This is a genomic window from Streptomyces sp. NPDC059785, from assembly GCF_042732375.1.
Classification (GTDB): domain Bacteria; phylum Actinomycetota; class Actinomycetes; order Streptomycetales; family Streptomycetaceae; genus Streptomyces.
Genome location: NZ_JBHWHV010000019.1, coordinates 22,061 through 46,613, shown reverse-complemented (window position 1 = coordinate 46,613; position 24,553 = coordinate 22,061). Strand labels below are relative to the sequence as shown.

The window sequence follows — 24,553 nt, the reverse complement described above, 5'->3', positions numbered from 1 at the left end:
GTATCGTGGAATCTCACTTCTACATTCTGGAAGCAATGTAGGACGCGGCTGAATGACCGTCAAGGGTGGGACGACGAACGCGGCGGCGCCCGGGGCAGGTGCCGTTCCGTGTCAGGTTCTGGGGGGCCGCTGCCCCTGGGGACTGTCAGCTGCCATCGGGAGGCTGCGCAGTGTCAGCGCAGCCGGAGAGGGCAGCGGTTCGCTGGCCGTGTCGGCGCGGAACGACTGGAGCAGATAGGCCACCAGACGCCGGGACGCCGCACCGTCATCCGGTAGGGCGGTCACCAGACCGCAGTGAGCCAACAGGAGCACGGCGAGGTCGGAAGGGTGGAAATCGGCCCGCAGTGCGCCCGACGCCTGGGCCCTGCGCACCAGGGTCGTGAAGTCCCGCTCGGCTCGTTGCCGGGACTGCGCGTGTTCCGACATGCCGTCCGGGAAGGCCGCGACGAACGCGGCCGGGAACCCGCCTTCCTCCCGTTGCAGGGCGCAGATCGTCTCGACCAGCTGCTGGAAGCCCTGCCACGGGTCAGCGGCGGCCAGAGCCTCGGTGAGCGCCCGCGCGCAGGTCTCCATCTGCTGCGCGAACGCGCCCCGCACCAGAGCGTCCCGGGTCGGGTAATGCCGGTACAGCGTCGCCACGCCGACCCCGGCCCGTCGGGCCACGGTCGCCATCGGGGCGTCGATCCCGCGCTCCGCGAAGACCGCACGAGCCGCGACCAGGACGCGCTCCCGGTTGCGCCGAGCGTCCGCCCGCACCCCGTCCCGGGCTGTGATCCGAGAGGATTCCGCCATCACTGTCTCTCGCTTCCGGTCCAAGCGGACGATTGCGTCCACTTAAGAGCTTACGGTCGATCCAGACCCCTGTACGGCCCCCCGGCGGCAAAGGCAGAACGATGAACGACCGCATGATGAAAGCAGTGCTCTACGACCGCTACGGCGGCCCCGATGTGCTCTACACGGGCCGCGTGCCACGCCCCGAGCCGGCCCCCGGCGAGGTCCTTGTGAAAGTGCGCGCGTTCAGCGTCAACGGTGGCGAACTCGCAGCCCGTGCCGGCCGCCTCCGCCTCCTCAGCGGGCGGAAATTCCCCAAGCGCGTCGGCTTGGACTTCACCGGCGAGATCGCCGCACTGGGTGCCGGAGTCACACGGTTCGCGGCCGGAGACCGCGTATGGGGGATCTTGGGCCGCACTTCCGGGTTCGGCAGCGCCGCCGAGTACGTGGCCGTGCCCGCCGAGCGGGTCGGCCGGCTCCCCGACGGCCTTGACCTGGTGGACGCCGCCGCGCTGCCGGTGGCCACCACGGCCATCACCGCGCTGCGGGACAAAGCCGGGCTGCGCCCCGGCGAACGACTCCTCGTCCGGGGCGCGGCGGGCGGTGTCGGCAACGCCGCCGTCCAGCTCGGACGGGCATACGGCGCCGAGGTCACGGCCCTGGCCCGCGCGGCCAACCTCGACTTCGTCCGCGAGCTCGGCGCGCACAAGGCCGTCGACCACCGGACCGTGCGGCCGGCGGAACTGGGCCGCTTCGACGTGGTCCTGGACACCGCGGGGACCGGCCTGAGGGCCTTCCGGCGCCTGCTGAACCCCGGCGGACGCATGGTCACCATCGCCTTCGACCTGGAACGGCCCGCCGCGTCGCTCGGCTACCTCGCGGCCAGCACGGTCCACGGACACGGCCGGGTGCGCTTCTTCAGCGGCAATCCCACGCGGGCGGACTTCGACGACCTCGCCCGCCATGCGGTCGAGGGGAAGCTGAGCCCTGCGGTGGACACGGTCTTCCCCCTGGAGGAGACAGCAGCGGCACACCGGGCGCTGGAGGCGGGCGGCGTCCGGGGCAAGTACGTGGTCAGGGTCGCGTAGGACATCCGCGGACGTGCTGACCACAGCCCGTCGGACGGGGTTTGCCGGGGGGAACTCCAAGCTGCGGCAGAGCCCGCAGCTCGCCGTCGCCTCTGCGGCCTGGCGGCACTTCGTCTCATACGCGCGGCAGCACTGACGTTCCGGGTGCGGCCGGAGGGTGTTTCCGGCGTCCGGCTGCCGCGAGGGGCGCGGCTGGAGGACGATGGGGACGCTGTCCGACCGACGTCCGTCACGGAGGCGCCATGGCCGAGAGCGTGCCGGTGCGGTGCCCGGCCTGCCGCCGCGAGCACGTCTACGCCGCGCCGACCTACCCCTGCGTGTGCGGCGCGACGGTGGCGCCGTCGCTCGACCGGCACGCCGCGCCGGTCGCCGTCAGGCACCGCACCTGGGACGACGACTGGGTACCGGTGCGCTGCGACGCCTGCGGCCGCGCACACGAGTGGCCCCAACCGGAACTGGGCTGCCCCTGCGGCACGATCCTCCGCATCGCGGTGGCCGAGCCGGGACGACGGTCACCACACGGCCACACCCACTCCGAGGGGTCGCCTGACGACGGGGGCCGGGGCGAGGGGACGTCGGCGAGCGAGGCGACGGTTGCGGACGAGGGGGCAGCTGCGGCGACGTGGCCGCTGGGCGACACCACGACGGACGCCACGGCCTATTCACCGCCGGGCTGCCCACCCGGGCCGGACACCGGCCGGGCCTCGGACGCCCGTCGCGCGCCGGACACCGCGCGCGCCCCGGACGCCCGTGGCACGCAGGACGCCCGCGCCGTGCCGGACACCGACCCGGCCAGGGACACCGGTCGCACCGCGGACGCCCGTGGCACGCAGGACGCCCACGCCGTGCCGGACACCGACCCGGCCAGCGACACCGGTCGCACCACGGACCCCCGTCGCGCGCCGGACACCGACCCGGCTCGCGACGCCGGTCGCACCACGGACCCCCGTCGCGCGCCGGACACCGGTCGCGCCCCGGACGCCCATAGCACGCAGGACGCCCGCGCCGTGCCGGACACCGACCCGGCCAGGGACACCGGTCGCACCGCGGACGCCCTTCGCGCGCCGGACACCGACCCGGCTCGCGACGCCGGTCGCACCACGGACGCCCGGCGCGCGCCGGACGCCCCTCCACACGAATCCGCCGCACGCGGCGCACCGCCCCGCCCGCCCGGCGAAGCAACCGTACGGCCCGGTGCGGAAGTTGATCCGCCCGGAGGGGAAGCCGGGCCGCCCGGCAGGCAAGCCGAGCCGCCCCGCGAGGAAGCCCAGCCACCCGGCGAGGGAGCCGGCTCACCCCGCGACGGTGCCGGTCCGTCCGGCGACGGTGCCGGTCCGTCCGGCGAAGTCCTCCCCCCGCCCCCTCGCCCCCGCTTCCGGCCCGTCACCATCAGGACCGCTCGGGATGCCGTCACCACTGCCGCGCTCTACCTGCGCTGGCTCGGTTACCGGGACGTGCGGCGGGCGGATCAGCGGCCGCCGGCCGGGATCGGGCTGGCGGCCCGGGGCATCGTGGCGCAGGTCGACCCGACCGTGCGCCCCGCGACGCCGCGCGACGTCGAGTGCCTGTGGCTGACGGCGATGACCGAGTCCGCGGGCTGCGTCTACTTCTCGCTCGCGGGGTACGCGGACGACGCCCGGGACTGCGCCGACCGGCTGGGCGTCCCGCTCTTCGTGCTCGACCTCACCGGCACCCCGCGCCCGGTCAACGGTTCCGCCGACGACCTCGCCGCCTCGGGCGGCTGACCGGCCCGCGGCCCAGACCCACGCCCGCACCGTCACCGTCACCGTCACCTAAGCCGACGCCGCCGCCCGCGCCGCCGCCTACCTCCCGTACGCCTCCCGCAGTTCCACCTTGCGTACCTTGCCCGACACCGTCATCGGGAAGGACCTCAGGATCCGTACCCGGCTGGGGATCTTGTAGTGGGCCAACTGGCCGTCGCAGAAGGCGCGCAGCTCGTCCAGGGTGAGCGGGTTCTCCGGATCGCGCGGGATGACGCAGGCGAGCACCTCCTCGCCGTAGCGCTCGTCCGGCACGCCCACCACCTGGACGTCGGCGATCTTCGGGTGGGCGTACAGGAACTCCTCGATCTCGCGCGGGTAGATGTTCTCGCCGCCCCGGATGATCATGTCCTTGATCCGGCCGACGATTTCGACGTACCCGTCCTCCCGCATGACCGCGAGGTCCCCCGTGTGCATCCAGCGGCCGTGGTCGATCACCTCCGCGGTCCGCTCGGGCTCCTCCCAGTAGCCGAGCATCACGCTGTAGCCGCGGGTGCACAGCTCACCGGCGGTGTCGCGGGGCAGCGTCACCCCGCTGACCGGGTCGACGACCTTCACCTCGATGTGCGGCAGCACCCGGCCCACCGTGCCCGTGCGGTGCTCCAGGTCGTCGTCGCGGCGGGTCTGGAGCGACACCGGCGAGGTCTCCGTCATGCCGTAGCAGATGGACACCTCCGCCATGTGCATCTCGGCGACCACCCGCTTCATCACCTCGACCGGGCAGGGCGACCCGGCCATGATCCCGGTGCGCAGCGAGGAGAGGTCGTACTCCGCGAAGTCCGGCAGGTTCAGCTCGGCGATGAACATGGTCGGCACGCCGTACAGCGAGGTGCAGCGCTCCTGCTGCACGGCCCGGAGCGTCGCGGCCGGGTCGAAGGACGGGGCCGGGATGACGATGCAGGCGGCGTGGGAGGTGGCGCCCAGGTTTCCCATGACCATGCCGAAGCAGTGGTAGAAGGGCACGGGCAGGCACACTCTGTCCTGTTCCGTGTAGCCGACCGTACGGCCCACCCAGTAGCCGTTGTTGAGAATGTTGTGGTGGGAGAGGGTGGCGCCCTTGGGGAAGCCGGTGGTGCCCGAGGTGTACTGGATGTTGACCGGGTCGTCGCAGCTCGATTCGGCCTGGAGGCGCGCCGGTTCGCCCTCGGGGACGGAGGCCGCGCCGGCCGTCAGCCCGTCCCAGGACGGGGTGCCGATGTAGACCGTCTCGCGCAGCGCGGGACACTTCTCGCGGACCTGGTTGACCAGCGCCCGGTAGTCGCTGCCCTTGTGCTCCAGCGACGCGATCAGGACGGAGACCCCGGCCTGCTTGAGGACGTACTCCAGCTCGTGGGCGCGGTAGGCCGGGTTGATGTTCACCATGATCGCGCCGATGCGGGCGGTCGCGTACTGGACGAGCACCCACTCCGGGCAGTTGACCGCCCAGATGCCGACGCGGTCGCCCTTCAGTACGCCCTTGGCGAGCAGCCCGCGCGCCACCTCGTCCACGGCGGCGCCGAACTCCGCGTACGTCCAGCGGCGCCCGGACACCACGTCCACCAGCGCCTCGCGCCCGGGGTGGGCGGCGATCGCCCGGTCCAGGTTGGCGCCGATGGTGTCGCCGAGCAGTTGGGTGGTGCTCGTGCCGTGGGCGTAGCTCGCCGCGGCCGGGGCGGATGGGCTCACCGGAAGTCCTCCTCGCGGTATTCGTCGGCGGACCCCGCCGCCGTGGCCTCACGCAGTTCGATCCGGCGGATCTTGCCGGACACGGTCTTGGGCAGTGCGCCGAACTCGATGCGGCGGATCCGCTTGTAGGGGGCGAGCACCGTACGGGCGTGCTCGAAGAGCACCTTCGCGGTGTCCGGGCCCGGCTCCCAGCCCCCGGCCAGGACGATGTACGCCTTCGGTACGGCCAGCCGCACCGCGTCGGGCGCGGGGACGACGGCGGCCTCCGCCACCGCCTCGTGCTCGAGGAGCGCGCTCTCCAGCTCGAAGGGGGAGATCTTGTAATCGCTGGCCTTGAAGACGTCGTCGGCGCGCCCCACGTACGTGATGTAGCCGTCCGCGTCGCGGGAGCCGATGTCACCGGTGCGGTAGTAGCCGCCCGCCATGGCCTCGGCGGTGCGGTCGGGGTCGCCGTGGTAGCCGGTCATCAGGCCCACGGGGCGGGCGGAGAGGTCGAGCGCGATCTCGCCCTCGCGGGCGCCGGGCGCACCGGAGACGGGGTCGAGGAGTTCGACGCGGTAGCCGGGGCTGGGCCGGCCCATCGAGCCCGTCTTCAGGGTCTGGCCGGGGCTGTTGGAGACCTGCACGGCCGTCTCGGTCTGCCCGAAGCCGTCCCGGATGGTGACGCCCCAGGCGCGCCGTACCTGCTCGATGACCTCGGGGTTGAGCGGCTCCCCCGCGGCGAGCGCCTCGCGCGGCGGGGTGCGCAGCCGGGTCAGGTCGGCCTGGATGAGCATGCGCCAGACGGTGGGCGGCGCGCAGAAGGTCGTCACTCCGGCCCGGTCCATCTCCGTCATCAGCCGGTTCGCGTCGAAGCGCGTGTAGTTGTGGATGAAGACGGTCGCCTCCGCGTTCCACGGCGCGAAGAGGTTGGACCAGGCGTGCTTGGCCCAGCCGGGCGAGGAGATGTTCAGGTGCACGTCGCCCGGCCGCACCCCGATCCAGTACATGGTCGCCAGATGGCCGATCGGGTACGAGGCGTGGGTGTGCTCGACCAGCTTGGGGCTGGCGGTGGTGCCGGAGGTGAAGTACAGCATCAGCGGGTCGTCCGCCCCGGTCGGCCCGTCCGGGGCGAACGCGGCGGGCGCGTCGTACGCCTCCTCGTACGGCAGCCAGCCCCGGCCGGCGTACGCGGCGCGCTCCCCGGGCGGGGCGCCGACCACGATGCGGGTGTAGCGGCCGGGCACGTCGTCGAACTTGCCGGTGTCCTCGGCGCGCACGATCACCTGCCGGACCCGGCCGCGGGCCACCCGGTCGCGCAGGTCGGCGGGGCCGAGCAGCGGGGTGGCCGGGATGACGACGGCGCGCAGCTTCATCGCGGCGAGGGCCGTCTCCCACAGCTCGGCCTGGTTGCCGAGCATCACCAGGACGCGGTCCTCGGGGCGGACGCCGCGGGCGCGCAGCCAGTTGGCGGCGCGGTTGGACCGCTCGGACAGCTCGGCGAAGCCGAACCGTGCCTGCGTGCCGTCCTCCTCGACGATGTGCAGGGCTGTGCGGTCGTTGTCCCGCGCTATGACGTCGAACCAGTCGAGCGCCCAGTTGAAGTACTCGGGCCGGGGCCAGCCGAAGCCCGCGTAGGCCGCCGCGTAGTCCTCCCGGTGGGCCAGCAGGAAGTCCCGCGCACCCCGGAACGCCTCCGTCGCGCTGCTCGTCGCCGTCATGTGTCCTCCTCATTGCCGCACAGCCAATTAACATCGTGTAATTCGTGACGTGGGTCTCACCACCCCCGAACGGGGGTGCGCCGCGATGAAGGGGCGAGTGCGTGGCAGCTGACGGAGCCGAGGCGGTCGAGATGCGTGGTGCGCTGTTGCGGCTGCGGCGTACCACGGGGTTGCCGGTCGCCTTCGGCGGCCTGGTCGAGCCCGGCGGCCGGCAGGTCCGCATCAGTGAACTCGTCGGCACCGCGACGGCCGCGCTCAGCGCGCTCGCGGTCACCTCGGGCAACGGCCTGGGCGGCAAGGCGGTCGCGCTCTCCCGGCCCTGCGCCGTGACGGACTACTCGTCCTCCCGGCAGATCAGCCACGAGTACGACGTCGCGGTGGCCACGGAGGGCCTGTGCTCGGTCCTCGCGGTGCCCGTCGTCGTACGGCGCCGGGTGCGCGGCGTGCTGTACGGGGCGCTGCGCACGGCCCAGCCGCTCGGCGACCGCACCCTGCACGCGGCCGTGGAGGCGGCCCGGGACGTGGAACAGGCGCTGGTCGTACAGGACGAGGCCCGGGTGCTGCTGGACGTCGCCCGCACCCCCGATCCCGGGTCCGCGGCGGCGTGGGAGGAGGTGCGGGAGGCGCACAGCGCGTTGCGGGCGCTGGCCCCGCGGGTCGCGGACGAGGCGCTGCGGGCCGAACTCCTGGCGGCCTGCGGACGGCTGGCGGGCGCGACCTCGCGGCAGCGGGGCACGCGCGACGTCGGGCTCGCGCCGCGCGAGGTGGACGTGCTGGCCTGTGTCGCGGCGGGCTCGACCAACGCGGTGGCCGCCGAGCGGCTGGGGCTGCGCCCCGAGACGGTCAAGGGGTATCTGCGCTCGGCGATGCGCAAGCTGGGCGCTCACACCCGCCTCGAAGCGGTCGTCGCGGCCCGCCGCGCGGGGCTGCTGCCGTGAGCGTCCCGGAGCCGATGCCGGTACCGCCTGAGTCCCCGCTGCCCGGCGGCTTCGTCAACGCCGTCGTGCGGGCCGGGGACACCGTGCGGCGGCCCGCCTCCGCGCGTACGGAGTTCGTGGCCGGGCTGCTGCGGCTGCTCGAAGCCGGTGGCTGGCGCGGGGCGCCGCGGTTCCTCGGGGTGGACGGGGAGGGCCGCGAGGTCCTGTCCTATCTCGACGGGCACGTGGCCTGGGAGCCGCGGCAGCCCGCCGCCGTGTCCTCGGACGAGAGCCTGGTGGCCCTCGCCCGGCTGGTGCGCGAGTTCCACGACCTGACGGCCGGTACCGCACTTGCCGGGTCCTGCGAGGTCGTCTGCCACAACGACCTGTCGCCCAGGAACACGGTCTACCGGCCGGCCGGCGGCGCGCTGCGTCCGGTCGCCTTCATCGACTGGGACATCGCGGCGCCGGGCGCGCGCATCCACGACGTCGCCCACGTCTGCTGGCAGTACCTGCCGCTGGGCCCCGCGGCGGACCCCGGCGAGGCGGCCCGGCGGATGCGGCTGGTCGCCGACGGCTACGGGCTGGTGGACCGCGGCGACCTCGTGTCCACGGTCCTGTGGTGGCAGGACCGCTGCTGGCGGGGCATCGAGCGGGAGGCGGAGGCGGGTGACCGGGCGATGGGCCGGCTCCGCGACGCCGGGGTGCCCGGCGAGGTGCGGCGGGCCTTCCGCTGGGTCGCCGAGCACCGGGGCGTCCTGGAGGACGCCCTGAGGTGAGCGGCGGTCACCCGGGGGCGGAACGGCCGTTCCTCCAGTAGCCGAAGAAGGCTATGTCCCGCTTCGGCACGCCCCGGTCCCGTACGAGATGGCGGCGCACCCCCGTGGCCAGACCGGATTCCCCGGCGGCCCAGGTGTAGAACGGGCCCGGCCGCAGGGGCGCCGACCTGACCGCTTCCAGGGCTGCCGCGCCCGGCGGCATGTCCGTGCCGCCGCGGGCCAGCCAGTGCACGCGTACGCCTTCGGGCGCGGTGAAGTCCGTACGGAAGTCGGCCTCTTCCGGCACCTCCAGGAACACTTCGGCGGCCAGTGAGTCGGGGGCGTGCTCCAGGATGGCGAGGATCGCCGGTAGGGCGCTCTCCTCCCCCACGAGGAGCTGCCACTCGGCGTGGTCCGGCGGCAGATAGGTCACGCCCATGTCGAAGATCCCCGCCCGGTCGCCGGGCCGGGCGCGGCGGGCCCACGCGGACGCCGGGGTGTCGCCGTGCAGGGCGAACTCGATGTCCACCTCGCCGAGTTCGGGCCGTACCCGGCGGACGGTGTAGTTGCGCACCCAGGGCCTGCGGGACTTCGGCTGGAGCAGCACCTGCGCCATCCACGCCTCGCTGGAGGCGGTCGGCATCCACAGCTCCTGTTGCCCTTCGCGGGGGAAGAAGAGCCGTACGGTCTGGTCGAAGCCCGTGGGTGTCAGGTGGTCCAGTTGCGGGCCGCCGAGCGTGACGACCATGAAGGCGGGGGTCGGCTTCGTGGTCCCGCGCACCTCCAGCGTGATCATCCGTCGCGTCTGCGGCAGGCGCACCTTGGGCAGCACGTCGTGTTCCGCCTTTCGTTCCGGGAGTTGCGACAGCTTGCGGTCGGGTCAGAGGTCCACGACTTCGGGTCGAAGGTCCATGACCTCGGGTCAGAGGTCCACGACGAGGCGTGGGGTCAGCGCGCGGGAGACGCAGGCGTACATGCGGCCCGCGGGGGCGCCGATGTCGTCCCGGTGCTCGGGTTCGCCGTCGAGGACGGTGAGTTCGCAGCTCCCGCAGACGCCTTCGCGGCAGCCGGACGGCACGGGGTACCCGGCGTGGTTCAGGGCGTCGAGCAGGGACTCGTCGGCCGGTACCGGGACCGTGCGCCCGGACCGCGCGCACACCGCCTCGAAGGCGGTGTCGGGGCCGAACGTCCTGGTCACCGGCTGGAAGCGCTCCGTGTGGAGCCGGCCGGCGGGGAACGCGGCCTCGGCCGCGGCGACCATCGGCGCGGGGCCGCAGCAGTAGACCAGGGCACCGGGCCCGAACGCGGACGCCAGGGCGGCGAGGTCGGGACGGGGCTGCCGCCCGGTGGCGACGACGCGTACCCGGTCGCCGTGGCGGGCGCGCAGCTCGTCGACGAAGGGCATGGCGGCGACGGACCGGCCCGCGTACACGAGGGTGGCGGGGACGCCCGCGCCGGCCGCCGCGCGCAGCATCGGCAGCACGGGGGTGATGCCGATGCCGCCCGCGAGGAAGAGGTATTCCGGCGCGGGGACGAGCGGGAAGTGGTTGCGGGGGCGCGACACTTCGAGGGTGCGGCCCGTGCGCAGGAACCGGTGGACGTACTCGGAGCCGCCCCGGCTGAGCGGCTCGTACCGGACGGCGACGCGGTAGGTGTCGCGGTCCGCCGGGTCGCCGCACAGCGAGTACTGCCGGGTCAGCCAGTTGGGCAGGGCCAGGTCGATGTGGGCGCCCGGCTCCCAGGGGGCCAGCGGGCCCGCGGCGCCGCGCAGGACGAGGGAGACGACGTCCTCGGCGACCCGGTCGATGCGGTCGATGACGGTCCGCTGCATCAGTAGAGCTTCCGGTAGCTGTCTTCGAGTCCGCGGTCGAGCAGCGCCGGGTCGATGTCGAGCCCGAGCTGCGCGACGGCCATCTCGCCCGCCGACGGCACCTCTTCGGCCAGTGCCCGGCTCGCGGGGTCCCACAGCCGGGACCGGATCAGCGCGCGGCCGCAGTGGCCGTACGCCTCCGCGACCTCCACGACGATCGCCAGCTCCGGCGTCCTGCCCTCGGTCCGCATCCGAGCCAGGACGTCGGGTTCGTCGGTGACGTAGGCGCGGCCGTTGACCCGCAGCGTCTCGCGGAGGCCGGGGACGAGGAAGAGCAGGCCGATGCCGTCGTTCTCGGCGAGGTTGCGGAAGGAGTCGGCGAGCTTGTTGCCGGGGCGGTCGGGGATCGCGAGGGTGCGCTCGTCGAGGACCTTCACGAAGCCCGGGTAGTCGCCGCGGGGCGAGCAGTCCGCGCGGCCCGCGGCGTCCGCCGTGGCCATGGTCAGGAAGGGCGAGTGCGCGATGAAGCGGCGCAGGTGGTCGTCGATACGGTCCATGATCTTCGCCTTGACCATGGCCTCGGGTTCGCCGAGCCGGGCGCGCACCTCGGCCGGCGACACGGGCCGGGGGCGCGTGCTGACGTGCGTCACAGGGACTCCTTCCGGGACGGAACACGGCTGGGACACGGATGGGACACGGGCGGGGGCGACGGGCGCCCGCGGCCACGTCACGGGCATGTCCCGCTCACCTTCCTGCGACCGCCACATACCTCTGCGCCGCAGGTCATGGCACTATTGTGAGCAATTGTTCAGCTCATGCGCTACTCGCATTCGAAGCGCCGTCCAGGAGGTGCCGTGCGGTCGGAGGACCGGGGACTTCAGCCACGTAAACAGCCGCGCCAGGCGCGGGCCGAGCTCACCAGGCAGCGCATCCTCACCGCCGCTGCTCACGTTTTCGCCGAGTACGGGTACGCCGCGGGGACCACGAACCGGATCGCCGAACGGGCCCGGGTCTCGATCGGCTCGCTGTACCAGTACTACCCGAACAAGGATTCGATCCTGGTCGAGCTGGCCGCCCGGCACCTCGACACCGGGAGGGCCGACGCCTGGCGCCGCGCGAACGAGGAGCTTCCCGGGTCCATCGAGGACAGCGTCCGCGTCCAGGTGCGGCAGGTGATCGAGAACCACCGCGACGACCCGTTGCTGCTCCGCGTCATGTTCGAGGAGACGCCGCGGTCCCCCCAGTTGCTGGAGAAGGTCGCGGAGCACCACCGGGAGGTCGTCGGCCACGTGCGGGAACTGATCGAGCGGCACCCGGACATCGACGTCGAGAACACCTACGTCGCCGCCCGGCTCGTCGTGTCCACCGTGGAGCTGGCCATCCACCACCTCGTCGCCGAGCCCGACCCCGTCGACACCACCGCGCTGGAGGACGAGGTCGTCGCCATGATCACCCGTTACCTCACCAACGGACCGGCCGGGACGGCGTAATCACCCGTTCGCGCATTCCGCCGCCTCCCTCATCCCACGGACCGGCCTAAGAGGACAGGCCCTGATTCAAAGATCCGTTGCCTAATATTGGCCAGGACACGACACACGAGGGAGCGGTGACCGTGACAGGGGACTTCAAGGAACCCGTGAGACCGCGCCCCGACCTGGTCATCGGCCGGGACGAGCTGTTCACGGGCGCGCGGGAACAACTGTCCCGCGGCGGCAGCGTGCTGGTGCACGGCCCGGCGGGAATAGGAAAGTCGACCGTGCTGCGGACGCTGGCCGCGGAATACGCCGACGCGGCACGGACCGTTCTGCGGTGTTCGGCCACCGAGTCCGAAAGCCATCTCCCCTTCCTCGCGCTGGCGGATCTTCTCGGTCTCGTCGCCGACGAGGTGTCGGGCGCGCTGCCCGCCCCGCAGCGCACCGCCCTGGAGTCGGCGCTCACCGGCCGCGGCGAGTCCACCCTCCAGCGCGACGGACTCGCGCTGCGGCTCGCGGTGCTCTCCGTGCTCCGCGCGCTGGCCGCCCGGGGTCCCGTGCTGATCGTGGCCGACGACCTCCAGTGGCTGGACTCGGCCAGCACCGAACTGCTCGGCTTCGCCGCCCGGCGGCTCGGCGAGATGCCTGTACAGATGCTGTGTGCCGTACGGACCGAGTCGGAACCCGGTGCGCAGCGGCACGACCGTTATCTACGCGCGTTGCCCCCGGAGTCCCTCGCCGTGCGCGTCAATCCGCTCGCCCGCGCCCAGGTCGCCGATCTGCTCGCGCACCGCGGGCACGCGGACCTGTCGCGCTCGACCGTCCGGGACATCCACCGCACCAGCGGCGGCAACCCGCTGTTCGCCCTCGAACTGGGCCGCGCGCTCGCCGAGAGCCCCACGCCGCCCCGGCCCGGCGAGCCGCTGCCCGTGCCGACCTCGCTGCGCGCCCTGGTCCTGAACCGGATCGGGATGCTCTCGGCGGAGGCCCGCCGCACCCTGCTCGTGGTGAGCGCGGGCGCCCGCCCCACCCAGGCGCTGCTGCGCGCGGCGGGCCGCGAGGACGCCGAGGCGGAGACCGCCTCGGCCGCCGAACTCGGGCTGCTCGCCCCGGAACGCGAGGGTCCCGGCGTACGGTTCGCGCATCCGCTGATCTCGGCCGCCGTGTACGCCGAGGCGGCACCGCAGGAGCGGCGGGCGGCCCATGCCGCGCTGTCCACGGCCGCCTCCGACCCCATCGAGCGGGCCCGGCACCTCGCGCTGGCCAGTACCGGACCCGATCCGGGCGTGGCCGACCGCCTGGAGGAGGCCGCCGCCGTCGCCCGGGACCGCGGCGCCCCGTCGGTCGCCGCGGGCCTCGGCCTCCTTGCCGCCCGGCACACCCCGGCGGACACCGTGCCCGGCCCCGACGAGCGGCGGCTCCAGGCGGCCGAGGACGCGCTGACCGCCGGCGAGACCGACCTCGCCCGGGACATCGCCCGCGACGTGCTGGGCCGCGCCACCGAACCGGCGGACCGGGTACGGGCCTGGATGGTGGTGATCGACGCGGCGGGGCAGGCGATGGCCGAGGTCGACGCCGTCTTCCCGGTGGCGCTGGAGGACGCCGGCAACGACCCCCGGCTTCTCGCCCTCGTGCGCTACCAACTGGCCTGGCGGGCACTGCTGGTGGAGGGCGAGATGGCCAAGGGCCGGGAGGAGGCGGCGCGCGCGGCGGAGCTGGCCGCCCGCGCCGGGGACCGGCGCACCGAACTCCTCGCGCTGGCCTTCCAGGCCCAGATGGAGACCCTGATGGGGCACGCGGACGCGCCCGCCACCATCAAACGGGCACTGCGCGAACCACAGGACCCGCGGGTCGCGTGCGACCACAACGGCGCGGGCGCGGCCCGCTTCCGCTGGCTGATCATGAGCGACCAGCTCGCCGAGGCGCGGACCACCATCACCGCCCTGCTGCGCGAGGCGCGCAGGCGCGGGATGGTCGAGAGCGAGGTGCACTTCCTGCGCGGCCTCGCCGAGACCGAACTGCGCGCCGGGCACTGCGGCCGGGCGCTCGACCTGGCCCGGGAGAGCCTGCGCCTCGCGCGTGACACCGGCATCGGGGAGGCGGCCACCGCCATGTTCACCTCCCTCGCGGAGGCCGCGGGCGGCGACACCGACCGGGCGCTCGCGCTGGCCCGCGAGGCGGTGGAACGCGCCGAGGAGGACGGCGACCTGATGTACCTCTCGCGCGCCCTCGGTGCCCTCGGGCACGCCCGCCTGGTCGCCGGGGACGCCCCGGCCGCCGTCCAGGCGCTGCGCCGGGTGCGGGAGCTGGAAGAGGGGCTCGGCGTCACCGATCCGGCGCGCGGGCGCTGGCACGGGGACCTCGCGGAGGCGCTGGTCCGGATCGGCGAACCGGCCGAGGCGCAGGACGTCATCGACGCCACCCGCACCCGCGCGCTGCGGCTCGGCCGGGAGAGCGTGCTCGCCGTCCTCGACCGCGCCGAGGCGCTCGTACGGGCGGCGCGCGGCGAACTCGGCGCCGCCGCACGCCAGTTGACGTCCGCGCAGGACCGCCTCGGCAAGCTCGGCTACGGCCTTGAGGAGGCACGGGCCGCGTACGCCCTGGCCGGGCTGCGCACCCACCGGCCCGGACCCACCTCGTACGACGAGGCGTCACGGCTGTTCCGGCGCTGCCGCGCCCTGCCGTGGCTGCGGCAGGCCGAGGCGTCCTCGGCCGTGACCCCCGCGCCGGTCGCCGCCGCGGCCGCGCTCGACGCGCTGGCCGCCACGGAACGGCAGGTGGCCGCCCTCGTCATGGAGGGCGCCACCAACCGGGAGATCGCCGCCCGCCTGTTCATCAGCGTCAAGACGGTGGAGGCCACGCTCACCCGGGTCTACCGGAAGCTGGGGATCCGCTCCCGGGTCGACATCGTGCGCCTGGCGGCGGGCGGCCGGACGGGCTGACGGGCCGACGGGCCGACGGGCCAGCGCGGGGAAACCTACGGAGGATGTTCATCCGCGGGGAGGTTTGCGGGGCGCGACCGAGGGTTTTCCCTTCCCGGTCCGGCTAGGGGGTTCCCTCATTGGGGAGGCGGCGGGGCTGCTTCTAGCGTGAGGGCGTGCCGCTCGCCCGGGCACAGGGCGCCGGTCCGCCGGCCCCGTGCAACCCCCACCCGCGCGACCCCCACCGGCGACCACCGAGGAGACCCATGTTCGGGCTCAACCGTGCCAAGAAGACCGCCGCCGTCTGTGCGGCCACCGCTGCCGCCGCCGCGACCGCGCTGCTCGGCGCGCCCGGCGCCGTCGCGGCGCCCCAGCCGATCGTCGGCGGTACGACGACCACGACCACCGCGTACCCGTTCATGATGCAGATCACCGACGCCTCGCAGAACCAGTTCTGCGGCGGCACGCTGGTCGCCGCCAACAAGGTCGTCACCGCCGCGCACTGCATGGTCGGCGAGACCACCAGCAGCGTCCGCGTGGTCGGCGGCAGAACGTACCTGAACGGCACGAACGGCACCGTCAGCCGGGTCAGCAAGATCTGGATCAACCCGAGCTACACGGACGCCACCAACGGCGACGACGTGGCCGTGCTGACCCTCGCCACCTCGATGTCGTACACCCCGGCGTCGTACGTCTCCGCCTCGGACACCGGTGTGTACGCGGCCGGCACCACGGCCCGTGTCCTGGGCTGGGGCACCACCTCGGAGAACGGCAGCTCCTCCAACCAGCTCCGCACGGCCACCGTGCCGACGGTCTCGGACACCAGTTGCCGCAGCTCCTACGGCTCCGACTACGTGGCCACCGACATGGTCTGCGCCGGATACACCTCCGGCGGCGTCGACACCTGCCAGGGCGACAGCGGCGGCCCGCTGCTCATCGGCGGCGTCCTGGCAGGCATCACCTCCTGGGGCGAGGGCTGCGCGGAGGCCGGCTACCCGGGTGTCTACACCCGGCTGACGACCTTCTCCAGCCTGGTGACCGCACAGGTCAACTCCTAGTCCGCCAGGGCACTACGGACTCCTGAGTACCCCTCAGGTGATAGCCGGGGGGCGCTGCGGGCCTCCACGAGCGGCCCGCAGCGCTCCCTTACCACCGCACCCTCCCCCGCTTGTCGGCGGCCGGCTTCCCCGCGTCTCCCCCCGTCCGCCGGCATCACCCCCGTACCCCCACGACGGTCCCGGACCTGATGTCGTACGAGCCCTCGTCACGCGTACGGCAGTCGGCCTCGCGGACACCTTCTGTCCGCAAGGTGCGCCAGGTGTCCGGCACCGGGCCCCCGCCCCGAGGGCTTGCGTCATTCGACCCGTATATCCTGCTCGGTGATCGGAACAGACGTACGTGCGAGGACGGGAGGCAGCCGCCATGTCCGAGCGTCGGGCCCGGCCGGCCTCGAAGAACGGCAAGAGGTCCGTCTGGCGGCGGGCCCTGACCCCGCCGCCCGCACCGCCCGAGCCGGAGCCCGCGGACGGGCCCGCCCCGCCGGACGCCGAACAGGCGGACGCCGGCACCGTCGTCCAGGCGGCCGTCTACCGGGACGGCGTGCGCGTCTCGAACCCCGAGACGCTCACCGAGACCTTCCGGCAGCTCCGTGACGAGCCCGCCGGTATGGCGTGGATCGGTCTCGCCCGGCCCACGGAGCACGAACTGCTCTCCCTGGCCGCCGAGTTCGACCTGCACCCGCTCTCCGTCGAGGACGCGATGGAGGCGCACCAGCGCCCGAAGCTGGAGCGGTACGGCGACACGCTCTTCGTCGTCCTGCGCGCCGCCCGCTATCTCGACGCGCCCGAGGAGGTCGACTTCGGCGAGCTGCACGTGTTCGTGGGCCCCGATTTCGTGATCACCGTGCGGCACGGGGCGGCGCCGGACCTGTCGGCGGTGCGGCGGCGCATGGAGGACGCCCCGGAGCTGCTGAAGCTGGGCCCGGAGGCCGTCCTGTACGCGATCCTCGACTCGGTGGTCGACGGGTACGTGCCGGTCGTCAGCGGGGTGCAGAACGACATCGACGAGATCGAGACCGAGGTGTTCCGCGGCGACCCGGCGGTCTCCCGGCGCATCTACGAACTCTCCCGCGAGATGGTCGAGTTCCAGCGTGCCACCCGCCCGCTGGTCGGCATGCTGCACGGCCTGATGGCGGGCTTCGCCAAGTACGGCACCGACGAGGAGCTCCAGCGCTATCTGCGCGACGTCGCCGACCACGTCACCCACACCAGCGAGCGCGTCGACGGCTTCCGGCAGGCGCTCACCGACATCCTCACCGTGAACGCGACGCTGGTCACCCAGCAGCAGAACGCGGAGATGCGGGCCCTGGCGGAGGCGGGCTTCGAACAGAACGAGGAGATCAAGAAGATCTCCTCGTGGGCGGCCATCCTCTTCGCCCCCACCCTCGTCGGCACGATCTACGGCATGAACTTCTCGCACATGCCGGAGTTGCACTGGGTGATGGGATACCCCTTCGCGATCGTCCTCATGGCGGTCGTCTGCACCAGTTTGTACCTCATCTTCAAGCGGCGGGACTGGCTCTGAGTAACCGGCCCCCCGAGGGCCTGCGCCATGCCCTCGGAGAGCCGGACGCGACCCTCGCACACCCCGTTCGAGCCACTGGGGAGAATCTGGGGAGAACGAGCCGCGCGCCGCGCCACCCGGTTCTCCCCGAACCTACGGTCGCCCACCCCGGACGCCGCCTTCACAACGATGCCGGCAAGATGCTCGATCCACACGGAGAGTAAGCGGCGACGATGCGATCGGGCGCTGCACCCGGGCGTCCCGAGCGCCAACGGCGTCACCGCAAGACCGGGTACTGGGTGCGTCGCGCGCCGAGGAGTATCAAGGCCACGGAATCGACCTGCTGCCGCCGATGAGGTAAGGCCCCACAGGCTCGCGGCGCTAGACGGCGGCCGGTGGGACGGGGCCGCCGTTGACGCCTTCCTCGGCTGGCCGCCTGGCACCGCGGGTGTGCCCGCGCCCCCTCGTTCATCGGCAAGACGTCACCAGCCGCTCCTCCCACAGACCACCGCGCCTGATGGGCGGGCGGGTGGTCGAGGTCGTAGTCGGCGTTGCGGGGGAGCTTCAGGAGGCGGTGTGCGCCGCACCCGACACACACTTCGTTCTCATCGGCACCCCTGTGCAGCAGGCAGCCGGGCTGGCGATCGGCGGGTTCAGCGAGCCGGAGACCCCTCATCTACTAGACAGAACACGATTCTGCTGAATAGATTGCCCTGGCTACTGCGAGTGGACGGAGGGAGTCGGATGGGCGGCGACGAGCCGATGGCGTACTGGAGCGGCACACTGGCGACTCGTCTCCTCGACGTCACTCGTGACCCATCGGCCCTCGACTCAACGGGTTACTGGGTGACAGCAGTCTCCTTCGAGGGTGAGGTCATCTGCGCCAGATTCCGTGACGTTCGGCGCGTTCCCGCAGTGAAGTGCAGCCGACGCCCCTGGCACGGCCCACGTCCCGAGGACTGGTCCACCTCGCTCAGAAAGGACGAATACGTCGCGGCCGTGGCCCGTATCCGCGAGCGCATAGCAGCCGGGGACATCTACCAGGCGAATCTGTGCCGTCTCCTGTCGGCACCCATCGCCCCTGACAGCGACATCATGGCCCTGGCGGATTTGTTGCGGCGCCACAACCCGGCACCCTTCGCCGGCACGATCCGACTGCCCGCTCATGGCGTGGAGGTGACGACGGCGTCACCGGAGCTGTTCGTGCGCCGCCGCGGTCGTACGGTGACGTCCATGCCCATCAAGGGCACCGGTCAGACCGAGGCCGACCTCCTGGAGAAGGATCAGGCCGAGAACGTCATGATCGTAGACTTGGTGCGCAATGACCTCGGCCAGGTGTGTACACCCGGAAGCATCCAGGTGCCCGACCTCTGCACGGTGCAACAGCACCCGGGCTTGGTACACCTCGTTTCCTCGGTCGACGGAGAACTCGCACCGGATGCCGGCTGGCCCCAGCTGCTCCGGGCCACGTTTCCCCCAGGCTCGGTGACCGGCACGCCCAAGAAGAAGTCCCTGGAGCTGATCGAGGAACTGGAACGAGGTCCGCGCGGCCTCTACTGCGGCGCGATCGGCTGGGTCGACGCAGACCGCCGGCACGGCGAACTCGCCGTGGGCATACGCACGTTCTTCATCAATCGGCCCGAAGGACTGTTGCGCTTCGGCACCGGCGCCGGCATCACCTGGGGCTCCGACCCGCTGCGCGAGTGGGAGGAGACGGAGCTGAAGGCCCGCCGACTGCTGGCCATAGCTTCGCGTCCCGACATCGAGCGCCGTGCCCCACAGGGCGTTGCGGACAGTGCCGGCCTGTAACGCCTGGTGCGCACCCTCAACCACGCAGTCATCGTCTTCTGACGGGCAGGGACACATGCACCAGCGAACCCCAGAAGGCTCAGGAGAGCCAGCCAGAAGATTCGCCTTCGAACAGCTCAGGCTGGCCATCTTGCGCGGCGACCTCGCACCGGGCCAGCGCATGCACGAACCGGACTTCAGCGAGCGCCTGGGGGTCACTCGGGGCAGTGTGCGTGCGGCCATGATCGACCTCGCCGCCGACGGACTCGTGGAGCGCGTCCACAATCGCGGGACCCGAGTACGCATGTATTCACTCGACGAGGCTGTGGCGATAACCGAGTGCCGGATGGCGCTCGAAGGTCTGTGCGCTGCCAGAGCCGCCTCTCTCGCCACAGATACACAAGTCGCCGAACTTGTCGATCTGGGTGAAGAGATGGCCGCCGCAGCCGCCGCCCAGTCCTTCGAACGCTACGCCGGACTGAATCGGCAGCTGCACAACCGGCTGATCGATGTCTCCCGACAGCGGTCCGCTGCCGAGATGCTCGACCGGCTCAACTCACAACTCGCACGGCACCATTACCGGCTGGCGCTCCTGCCTGGGCGGCCGCAACAGTCGCTCGATGAACATCTCGCGGTGATTGCAGCGGTCCGAGCCGGAAATCCGCAGGCAGCCGAGGCAGCTGCCCGGGCCCATCTGCTGAGCGTCGCCCAGGCCCTGCGCCGGCTTTCCGCCGACGCCGCACCGACTCCTTACCCGCACCCTGTTCAGGAGAGATATCCGTATGACCACTCCGCCCCTCGGTGACATCGCACACCTCGGCCACGTCGAACTACTCACCCCTGACCTCGACGCTAGTGTCAGCTTCTTCACCGACTACCTCGGCTTGACCGTCAGCGGCCAGTCGGGGCGCTCCGTCTACATGCGCACCTTCGACGACTACGAGCACCACAGCCTGGTGCTGACCGCGCACGCCACTTCCGGGGTGCGCCGCACCGCACTGCGGGTCTCCAGTGCGGAGGCACTCGACCGACGGGTCACCGAGATCGAGAACAGTGGCCGGCCAGGCCGGTGGGCCGAAGACGAACCCGGTCTCGGAAAGCTCTTCGTCACCTCCGATCCCGACGGCCACGAGCTGGCCTTGTACTGGGAGAGCGAGCATTACCAGGCGCCCGAGGAGCTGCGTCCGGCACTGAAGAACCAACCGCAGGCCAAGCCCAACCGGGGGGTAGGTGTGCGTCGTCTCGACCACGTCAACTTCCTGGCCTCCAGCGTGTCAGCCAACGGTGACTTTCTGCGTGACGTGCTTGGCGCCCGCCCGACCGAGCAGATCCAGCTGGATTCCGGCCGCATCGCCGGTCAGTGGCTGACGTTCACTCAGAAGTCCTACGACCTCGTCTACACCGAGGACTGGACGGGCTCGAAAGGCCGGCTGCATCACATCGCCTTCGCCACCGACACCCGCGAGGACATCCTGAGAGCCGCTGACCTGGCCATCGACACTGGCGTGTTCATCGAGACAGGCCCACACAAGCACGCCATTCAGCAAACGTTCTTCCTCTACGTCTACGAGCCTGGCGGTAACAGGATCGAACTGTGCAACCCGCTCACCAGGTTGGTGCTGGCACCGGACTGGCCGCTGGTCACCTGGACCGAACAGGAGCGGAAGAAGGGGCAGGCATGGGGGTTGAAGACCATTGAGTCCTTCCACACCCACGGCACCCCGCCTGTCTCCAGCTGACTCTGCCGAGTCCCAGGCACGGCGGTTATCCGGACACAGCCGCAAGCGGCCTCATTCGGAGCGTCGTCGCCTCCATGGCGGCGACGTCCCGTTCGACCGGCTCCAGAACATCTGCAGATGACCGCGGAAGCCGCTCCGCCACTGCCGACGTCTGCGATGGCAGGGGCAGGGGGGACGCATGGCCGCGCTCTCTCAGGTGTACTGCCAGCATTCGGACCCTGTGGACCAGCGCGGACACCTCCAGCGCAGTCGGCGGCGCCGCGCCGTGGAGCACCTCGGTGCGTGCCGCGGTGGTCCCGTCCACAATCCGCTCCGCCGCATCGACCAACGGCGACCATGCCGCCGCCCGTAGTCCTGCGGGCGGTGGCTCACTCAGCGCGCGCTGCATCTCGATCCGTACGGCCGAGAGGTCACGGTAGACCGAGCGCCGCCTGTGTCCGCACTCGGCAGCGGGGACGGACGGGTTGAACGAGCCTTCGAGGTAGAGCGCGCAGTCCTCCACCGCATCGGCGAGCCGTGCCCCCACGCGCGTGTGCCAGCTCTCCGGCCACAGTGCGTACCCGGCGATCAGCGTGATCGCGCAACCGATCGCGGAGTCGATCAGACGAGGGAGCAGTACCGCGGTGCCCTGGCGATTCAGCAGGTCCGACAACAGAAGGATCAGTGGCGTGACAGCGGCCGTCTGATGGGCGTAGCCGCGCGGAGCCAGAACCGGGACCAGGGCAGCGAGCACCAGCACAAGGGGCACGTCCCACCAGCCCCGCGACACCATGGCCAAGACCGCTGCCGCGACAACAAGGCCCGGAACGGTCCCGAGCACCCGCAGAACGGCCCGGGAGAACACCGACCCGAAGTCCGGCTTGAGAACGAAGGTCACGGTGAGCGGGACCCAGTAGGAACGGGGCACCGGAATCACGTTGATGAACGCCTGAGCCAGACCGATACACAGAGCCAGCCGCATGCCGTAGCGCCAGGCCGTCGCGGGCATCGCCAGTGAGCGGGCCGCGCCCGAGCCGAGGGCAGCAGATCGCTGCGCGACAACGTACTGAGGGGTCTCCCGTCGATCTCTGTGGGCCGCTGCGACGACCGCTGCCGCCTCCAGCAGCCCCTCGCGTACGGCACAGTCAGCGGCGGTGCTCGGGGCCGGCAGCGGCGGCTCGGGGTCGGTCGGGCTGCCACTCGCCACATCTGCGGTCAGCGTCTGCAGACCGGTGAGATAGGCAGGAGGCAGTGCCCGGTCGCTGAGTCGTACCAGTGGGGCGGCTTCGACCAGAGGCGCGAGGGCGCGCAGCTGGGCGTCCAGGTGAGCGCGCTCGCCCCGGCGCGGCCCGCCGCGCCCGCCGGGCGTCACAAGTTCGTGGGCCCGGTTGAGGGCCAGGGTCATCGAGCGTCGTGCCTCCTCGTAGGACAACGGTGTGCCTGGGTCGCAGGACGCCAGAAGCTGGGTCAGCGCCCCGTACGCGGAGGCCACTGCGGCCCGTTCGGGTGCAAGAGGTCTCAGCGGCCAAGCCACCAGAAGAACCGCCAGGAACAGCACGGCACCTGCGGTCGACAGAACTGGCGGCAGCCACCAGGCCCCTGGCATGGGCAGCCCCGCACCCACCACGGTGTTGAGCAGGAGCAGCAGCCCAAAGGCGGAAGCGATCGGGCCGATGGCGGAGATGATTCCCGACACCAGGGCGGTGCTGGTGACCACCGCAACCGTCAGCCATCCATGCGCGTAGATGGCAGGTCCCAGTGTCAGGCCCACGACACAGGCGAGCTGAGGGATCACGATGCCGGTCATCCGCCTGCGGTAGCCGGTGGCGGTGTCCGTGGTGATGCCGTTGATCGCGCCCATCGCCGCGAGCGCGCCCCAGTCCGGGTGTCCGGCGGCAGTGCCGCCCGCGAGCGCCAGCGCTGTCGCAAGACCGGCGCGGGCTGCCGCGCCTTGATCCACGCCAATGCCGCGGCCACGCAGAGCACCCCACATTCGTGAGCGGAGGGGGGTCTCCGGATCCCCGTTTGCTGACAATTCCGACTCCCGTATTGCGTCTGCGTTACGCACGCCCTAGTGTCCTGCACAGCAGACAATCATTCTACTTGATAGACGGAGTGGGTGAACTCTCGGCGACGGTGACTTTCCCGACGTCCGAGGACACCCCCTAGCCGGACTCAGCACGGAAGGGCGGAACATGAGCCAGGAGAGCGTCGAGCAGGCGATTCAGCGGGCCGGCGGAGCGGTGGCGCTGCTGCGCAACTCGCCGATCAGGCCGCACACGTTCCCGGTAGCGGCCGAGTTCACCAACTGGCGCACCGAGCAGCGTGCCTGGCGTGATTCGGTCGCGCTGCTGGACCAGTCGCACCACATGACGGACCTCTACATCCAGGGCCCTGACGCTCTGCGCCTGCTGTCCGACCTCGGCGTCAACAGCTTCAAGAACTTCGGTCCCGGCCGTGCCAAGCAGTACGTCGCCGTCAACCACGACGGTGGCCTCATCGGCGACGCCGTCCTGTTCCACCTGGAGCAGGACCACTTCGACCTGGTCGGCCATCCGATGGTGCTCGACTGGGTCCAGTACAACCTGGAAACCGGCGACTACGACGCCACCACCGAGCGCGACGACAACTCGTACGACCGCCAGGCCGGTCCGCCGAAGGTCTACCGCTTCGAGGTCCAGGGCCCCAACGCGGTCGCCCTGCTGGAGAAGGTCACCGGCGCTCCGGTGCCCTCGGTCAAGTTCTTCCACATGACCACCTTCACCATCGCCGGACACGAGGTGCGCGGACTGCGCCACGGCATGGCGGGCCAGCCCGGCTTCGAGCTGTTCGGCCCCTGGGAAGAGGGCGACGCCGTGCGCGAGGCGATCCTCGCCGTCGGTGACGAGTTCGGGCTCGTCCGCGCCGGAGCCAAGGCCTACTCCACCGCCAATCTGGAGTCCGCCTGGGTGCCGGCACCGTTCCCGGCCGTCTTCTCCGGCGAGAAGCTCAAGGGCTACCGCGAGTGGCTGCCCACCGCGTCCATGGGTTCGCTCGGCGGATCGATGGACTCCGAGGACGTCCGCGACTACGAAGTCACCCCTTACGACATCGGCTACGGCAGCATCGTCGCCTTCGACCACGACTTCGTCGGCCGCGAGGCACTTGAGGAGATCGCGAAGAACCCGCCCCGCACCAAGGTCACTCTGGTCTGGAACGCCCAGGACGTCGCGGAGGCGATCGGCTCGCTCTATCAGTCCGACGAGCTCCCCGCGAAGTTCATCGAGTTCCCCAAGGCCCGGTACGCCCTGCACCAGAGCGACAAGGTGCTCGTCGACGGCGAGCTCGCCGGCCTCTCCATGGACGTCGGCTACATCGCCAACGAGCGCGCCATGGTCTCACTGGCCACTGTCGACCGCGCCCACAGCGAGCCCGGGACCGAGGTCACTGTCGTCTGGGGCGAAAGCCCCAACTCCGGCAAGCCTGGCGTCGAGAAGCACCGGCAGGTGCGCATCCGTGCCACCGTCGCCCCCGCCCCGTACGTGCAGTTCGCCCGCAGCACTTACCGCGACCGGTAGGCCCTACGACTCCGGCCGGCCGGTATCCGCTTCCTGCCCCGCAAC

The 24,553-nt window shown here is 71.8% G+C and carries 18 protein-coding genes and 1 pseudogene; 12 read left to right on the top strand and 7 right to left on the bottom strand.

Annotated elements, in window-relative coordinates; all coding sequences use genetic code 11:
• Positions 1-111: 111 nt before the first annotated feature.
• Entirely contained in the window at positions 112-792 is a 681-nt protein-coding gene (locus ACFV6E_RS16965) for a TetR/AcrR family transcriptional regulator (RefSeq protein WP_385164775.1), read from the bottom strand.
• A gap of 101 nt (positions 793-893) precedes the next feature.
• Between ACFV6E_RS16965 and ACFV6E_RS16960 the strand changes: the two genes are divergently transcribed.
• The gene (locus ACFV6E_RS16960; RefSeq protein ID WP_385462334.1) at positions 894-1,859 is read left to right on the top strand and encodes an NAD(P)-dependent alcohol dehydrogenase; all 966 of its coding nucleotides are present in this window, start codon (positions 894-896) and stop codon (positions 1,857-1,859) included.
• 1,361 nt (positions 1,860-3,220) lie between these two features.
• A pseudogene (locus ACFV6E_RS16955) lies at positions 3,221-3,604 on the top strand (hypothetical protein); the annotation flags it as partial.
• A gap of 78 nt (positions 3,605-3,682) precedes the next feature.
• On the opposite strand, the gene ACFV6E_RS16950 reads toward ACFV6E_RS16955, so the two are convergent.
• A complete protein-coding gene (locus ACFV6E_RS16950; RefSeq protein WP_385462331.1) occupies positions 3,683-5,305 on the bottom strand; it encodes an AMP-binding protein in 1,623 nt (540 codons plus the stop codon).
• Entirely contained in the window at positions 5,302-7,005 is a 1,704-nt protein-coding gene (locus ACFV6E_RS16945) for an AMP-binding protein (RefSeq protein WP_385164782.1), read from the bottom strand. The genes ACFV6E_RS16950 and ACFV6E_RS16945 overlap by 4 nt, the downstream gene beginning before the upstream one ends.
• Before the next feature lie 101 nt (positions 7,006-7,106).
• Here ACFV6E_RS16945 and ACFV6E_RS16940 point away from each other — a divergent pair, with 101 nt between their 5' ends.
• Together ACFV6E_RS16940 and ACFV6E_RS16935 are read left to right on the top strand one after the other, a co-directional pair.
• Positions 7,107-7,943, top strand: a complete 837-nt coding sequence (locus ACFV6E_RS16940) for a response regulator transcription factor (protein ID WP_385164784.1) — start codon at positions 7,107-7,109, stop codon at positions 7,941-7,943.
• Positions 7,944-7,957: 14 nt separating this feature from the next.
• Positions 7,958-8,701 carry a phosphotransferase gene (locus ACFV6E_RS16935; protein WP_385462329.1) on the top strand — a complete coding sequence of 248 codons (744 nt, stop codon included), beginning with the start codon at positions 7,958-7,960 and terminating at the stop codon, positions 8,699-8,701.
• A 7-nt stretch (positions 8,702-8,708) separates the two neighbouring features.
• Here ACFV6E_RS16935 and ACFV6E_RS16930 read toward each other — a convergent pair whose 3' ends face one another.
• The 3 genes from ACFV6E_RS16930 to ACFV6E_RS16920 form a co-directional block, all read right to left on the bottom strand.
• Complete coding sequence (locus tag ACFV6E_RS16930) at positions 8,709-9,476, bottom strand: siderophore-interacting protein (RefSeq protein WP_385462456.1); 768 nt, start codon at positions 9,474-9,476, stop codon at positions 8,709-8,711.
• Positions 9,477-9,602: 126 nt separating this feature from the next.
• Positions 9,603-10,511 carry a PDR/VanB family oxidoreductase gene (locus ACFV6E_RS16925; protein WP_385462326.1) on the bottom strand — a complete coding sequence of 303 codons (909 nt, stop codon included), beginning with the start codon at positions 10,509-10,511 and terminating at the stop codon, positions 9,603-9,605.
• Positions 10,511-11,140, bottom strand: coding sequence for an MSMEG_1061 family FMN-dependent PPOX-type flavoprotein (locus ACFV6E_RS16920; RefSeq protein WP_385462323.1), 630 nt, complete (start codon positions 11,138-11,140; stop codon positions 10,511-10,513). Before ACFV6E_RS16920 ends, ACFV6E_RS16925 begins: the two co-directional genes overlap by 1 nt.
• 204 nt (positions 11,141-11,344) lie before the next feature.
• Here ACFV6E_RS16920 and ACFV6E_RS16915 point away from each other — a divergent pair, with 204 nt between their 5' ends.
• From ACFV6E_RS16915 to ACFV6E_RS16885, 7 genes are all read left to right on the top strand, one after another.
• The gene (locus tag ACFV6E_RS16915; RefSeq protein ID WP_385164795.1) at positions 11,345-11,980 is read left to right on the top strand and encodes a TetR/AcrR family transcriptional regulator; all 636 of its coding nucleotides are present in this window, start codon (positions 11,345-11,347) and stop codon (positions 11,978-11,980) included.
• A gap of 116 nt (positions 11,981-12,096) precedes the next feature.
• Positions 12,097-14,904 carry an AAA family ATPase gene (locus ACFV6E_RS16910; protein ID WP_385462320.1) on the top strand — a complete coding sequence of 936 codons (2,808 nt, stop codon included), beginning with the start codon at positions 12,097-12,099 and terminating at the stop codon, positions 14,902-14,904.
• A gap of 245 nt (positions 14,905-15,149) precedes the next feature.
• Positions 15,150-15,941 (top strand): S1 family peptidase, encoded by a 792-nt coding sequence (locus ACFV6E_RS16905; protein ID WP_385164801.1) that lies wholly within the window; start codon positions 15,150-15,152, stop codon positions 15,939-15,941.
• 364 nt (positions 15,942-16,305) lie between these two features.
• Positions 16,306-17,466 (top strand): magnesium and cobalt transport protein CorA, encoded by a 1,161-nt coding sequence (locus ACFV6E_RS16900; RefSeq protein ID WP_385164803.1) that lies wholly within the window; start codon positions 16,306-16,308, stop codon positions 17,464-17,466.
• Between the two features lie 723 nt (positions 17,467-18,189).
• Complete coding sequence (locus ACFV6E_RS16895) at positions 18,190-19,254, top strand: chorismate-binding protein (protein ID WP_385462317.1); 1,065 nt, start codon at positions 18,190-18,192, stop codon at positions 19,252-19,254.
• 55 nt (positions 19,255-19,309) lie between these two features.
• Complete coding sequence (locus ACFV6E_RS16890; RefSeq protein WP_385462314.1) at positions 19,310-20,038, top strand: GntR family transcriptional regulator; 729 nt, start codon at positions 19,310-19,312, stop codon at positions 20,036-20,038.
• The gene (locus ACFV6E_RS16885) at positions 20,016-20,972 is read left to right on the top strand and encodes a catechol 2,3-dioxygenase (RefSeq protein ID WP_385164811.1); all 957 of its coding nucleotides are present in this window, start codon (positions 20,016-20,018) and stop codon (positions 20,970-20,972) included. Before ACFV6E_RS16890 ends, ACFV6E_RS16885 begins: the two co-directional genes overlap by 23 nt.
• Positions 20,973-20,997: 25 nt before the next feature.
• Here the strand turns inward: ACFV6E_RS16885 and ACFV6E_RS16880 are convergent, their stop codons facing one another.
• On the bottom strand, positions 20,998-22,911 hold the full coding sequence (locus ACFV6E_RS16880; protein WP_385462311.1) for an FUSC family protein: 1,914 nt from the start codon (positions 22,909-22,911) through the stop codon (positions 20,998-21,000).
• 235 nt (positions 22,912-23,146) lie between these two features.
• On the opposite strand from ACFV6E_RS16880, the gene ACFV6E_RS16875 reads away from it, so the two are divergent.
• Positions 23,147-24,508 carry an aminomethyl transferase family protein gene (locus tag ACFV6E_RS16875; protein WP_385164816.1) on the top strand — a complete coding sequence of 454 codons (1,362 nt, stop codon included), beginning with the start codon at positions 23,147-23,149 and terminating at the stop codon, positions 24,506-24,508.
• The last annotated feature ends 45 nt before the right edge of the window (positions 24,509-24,553 follow it).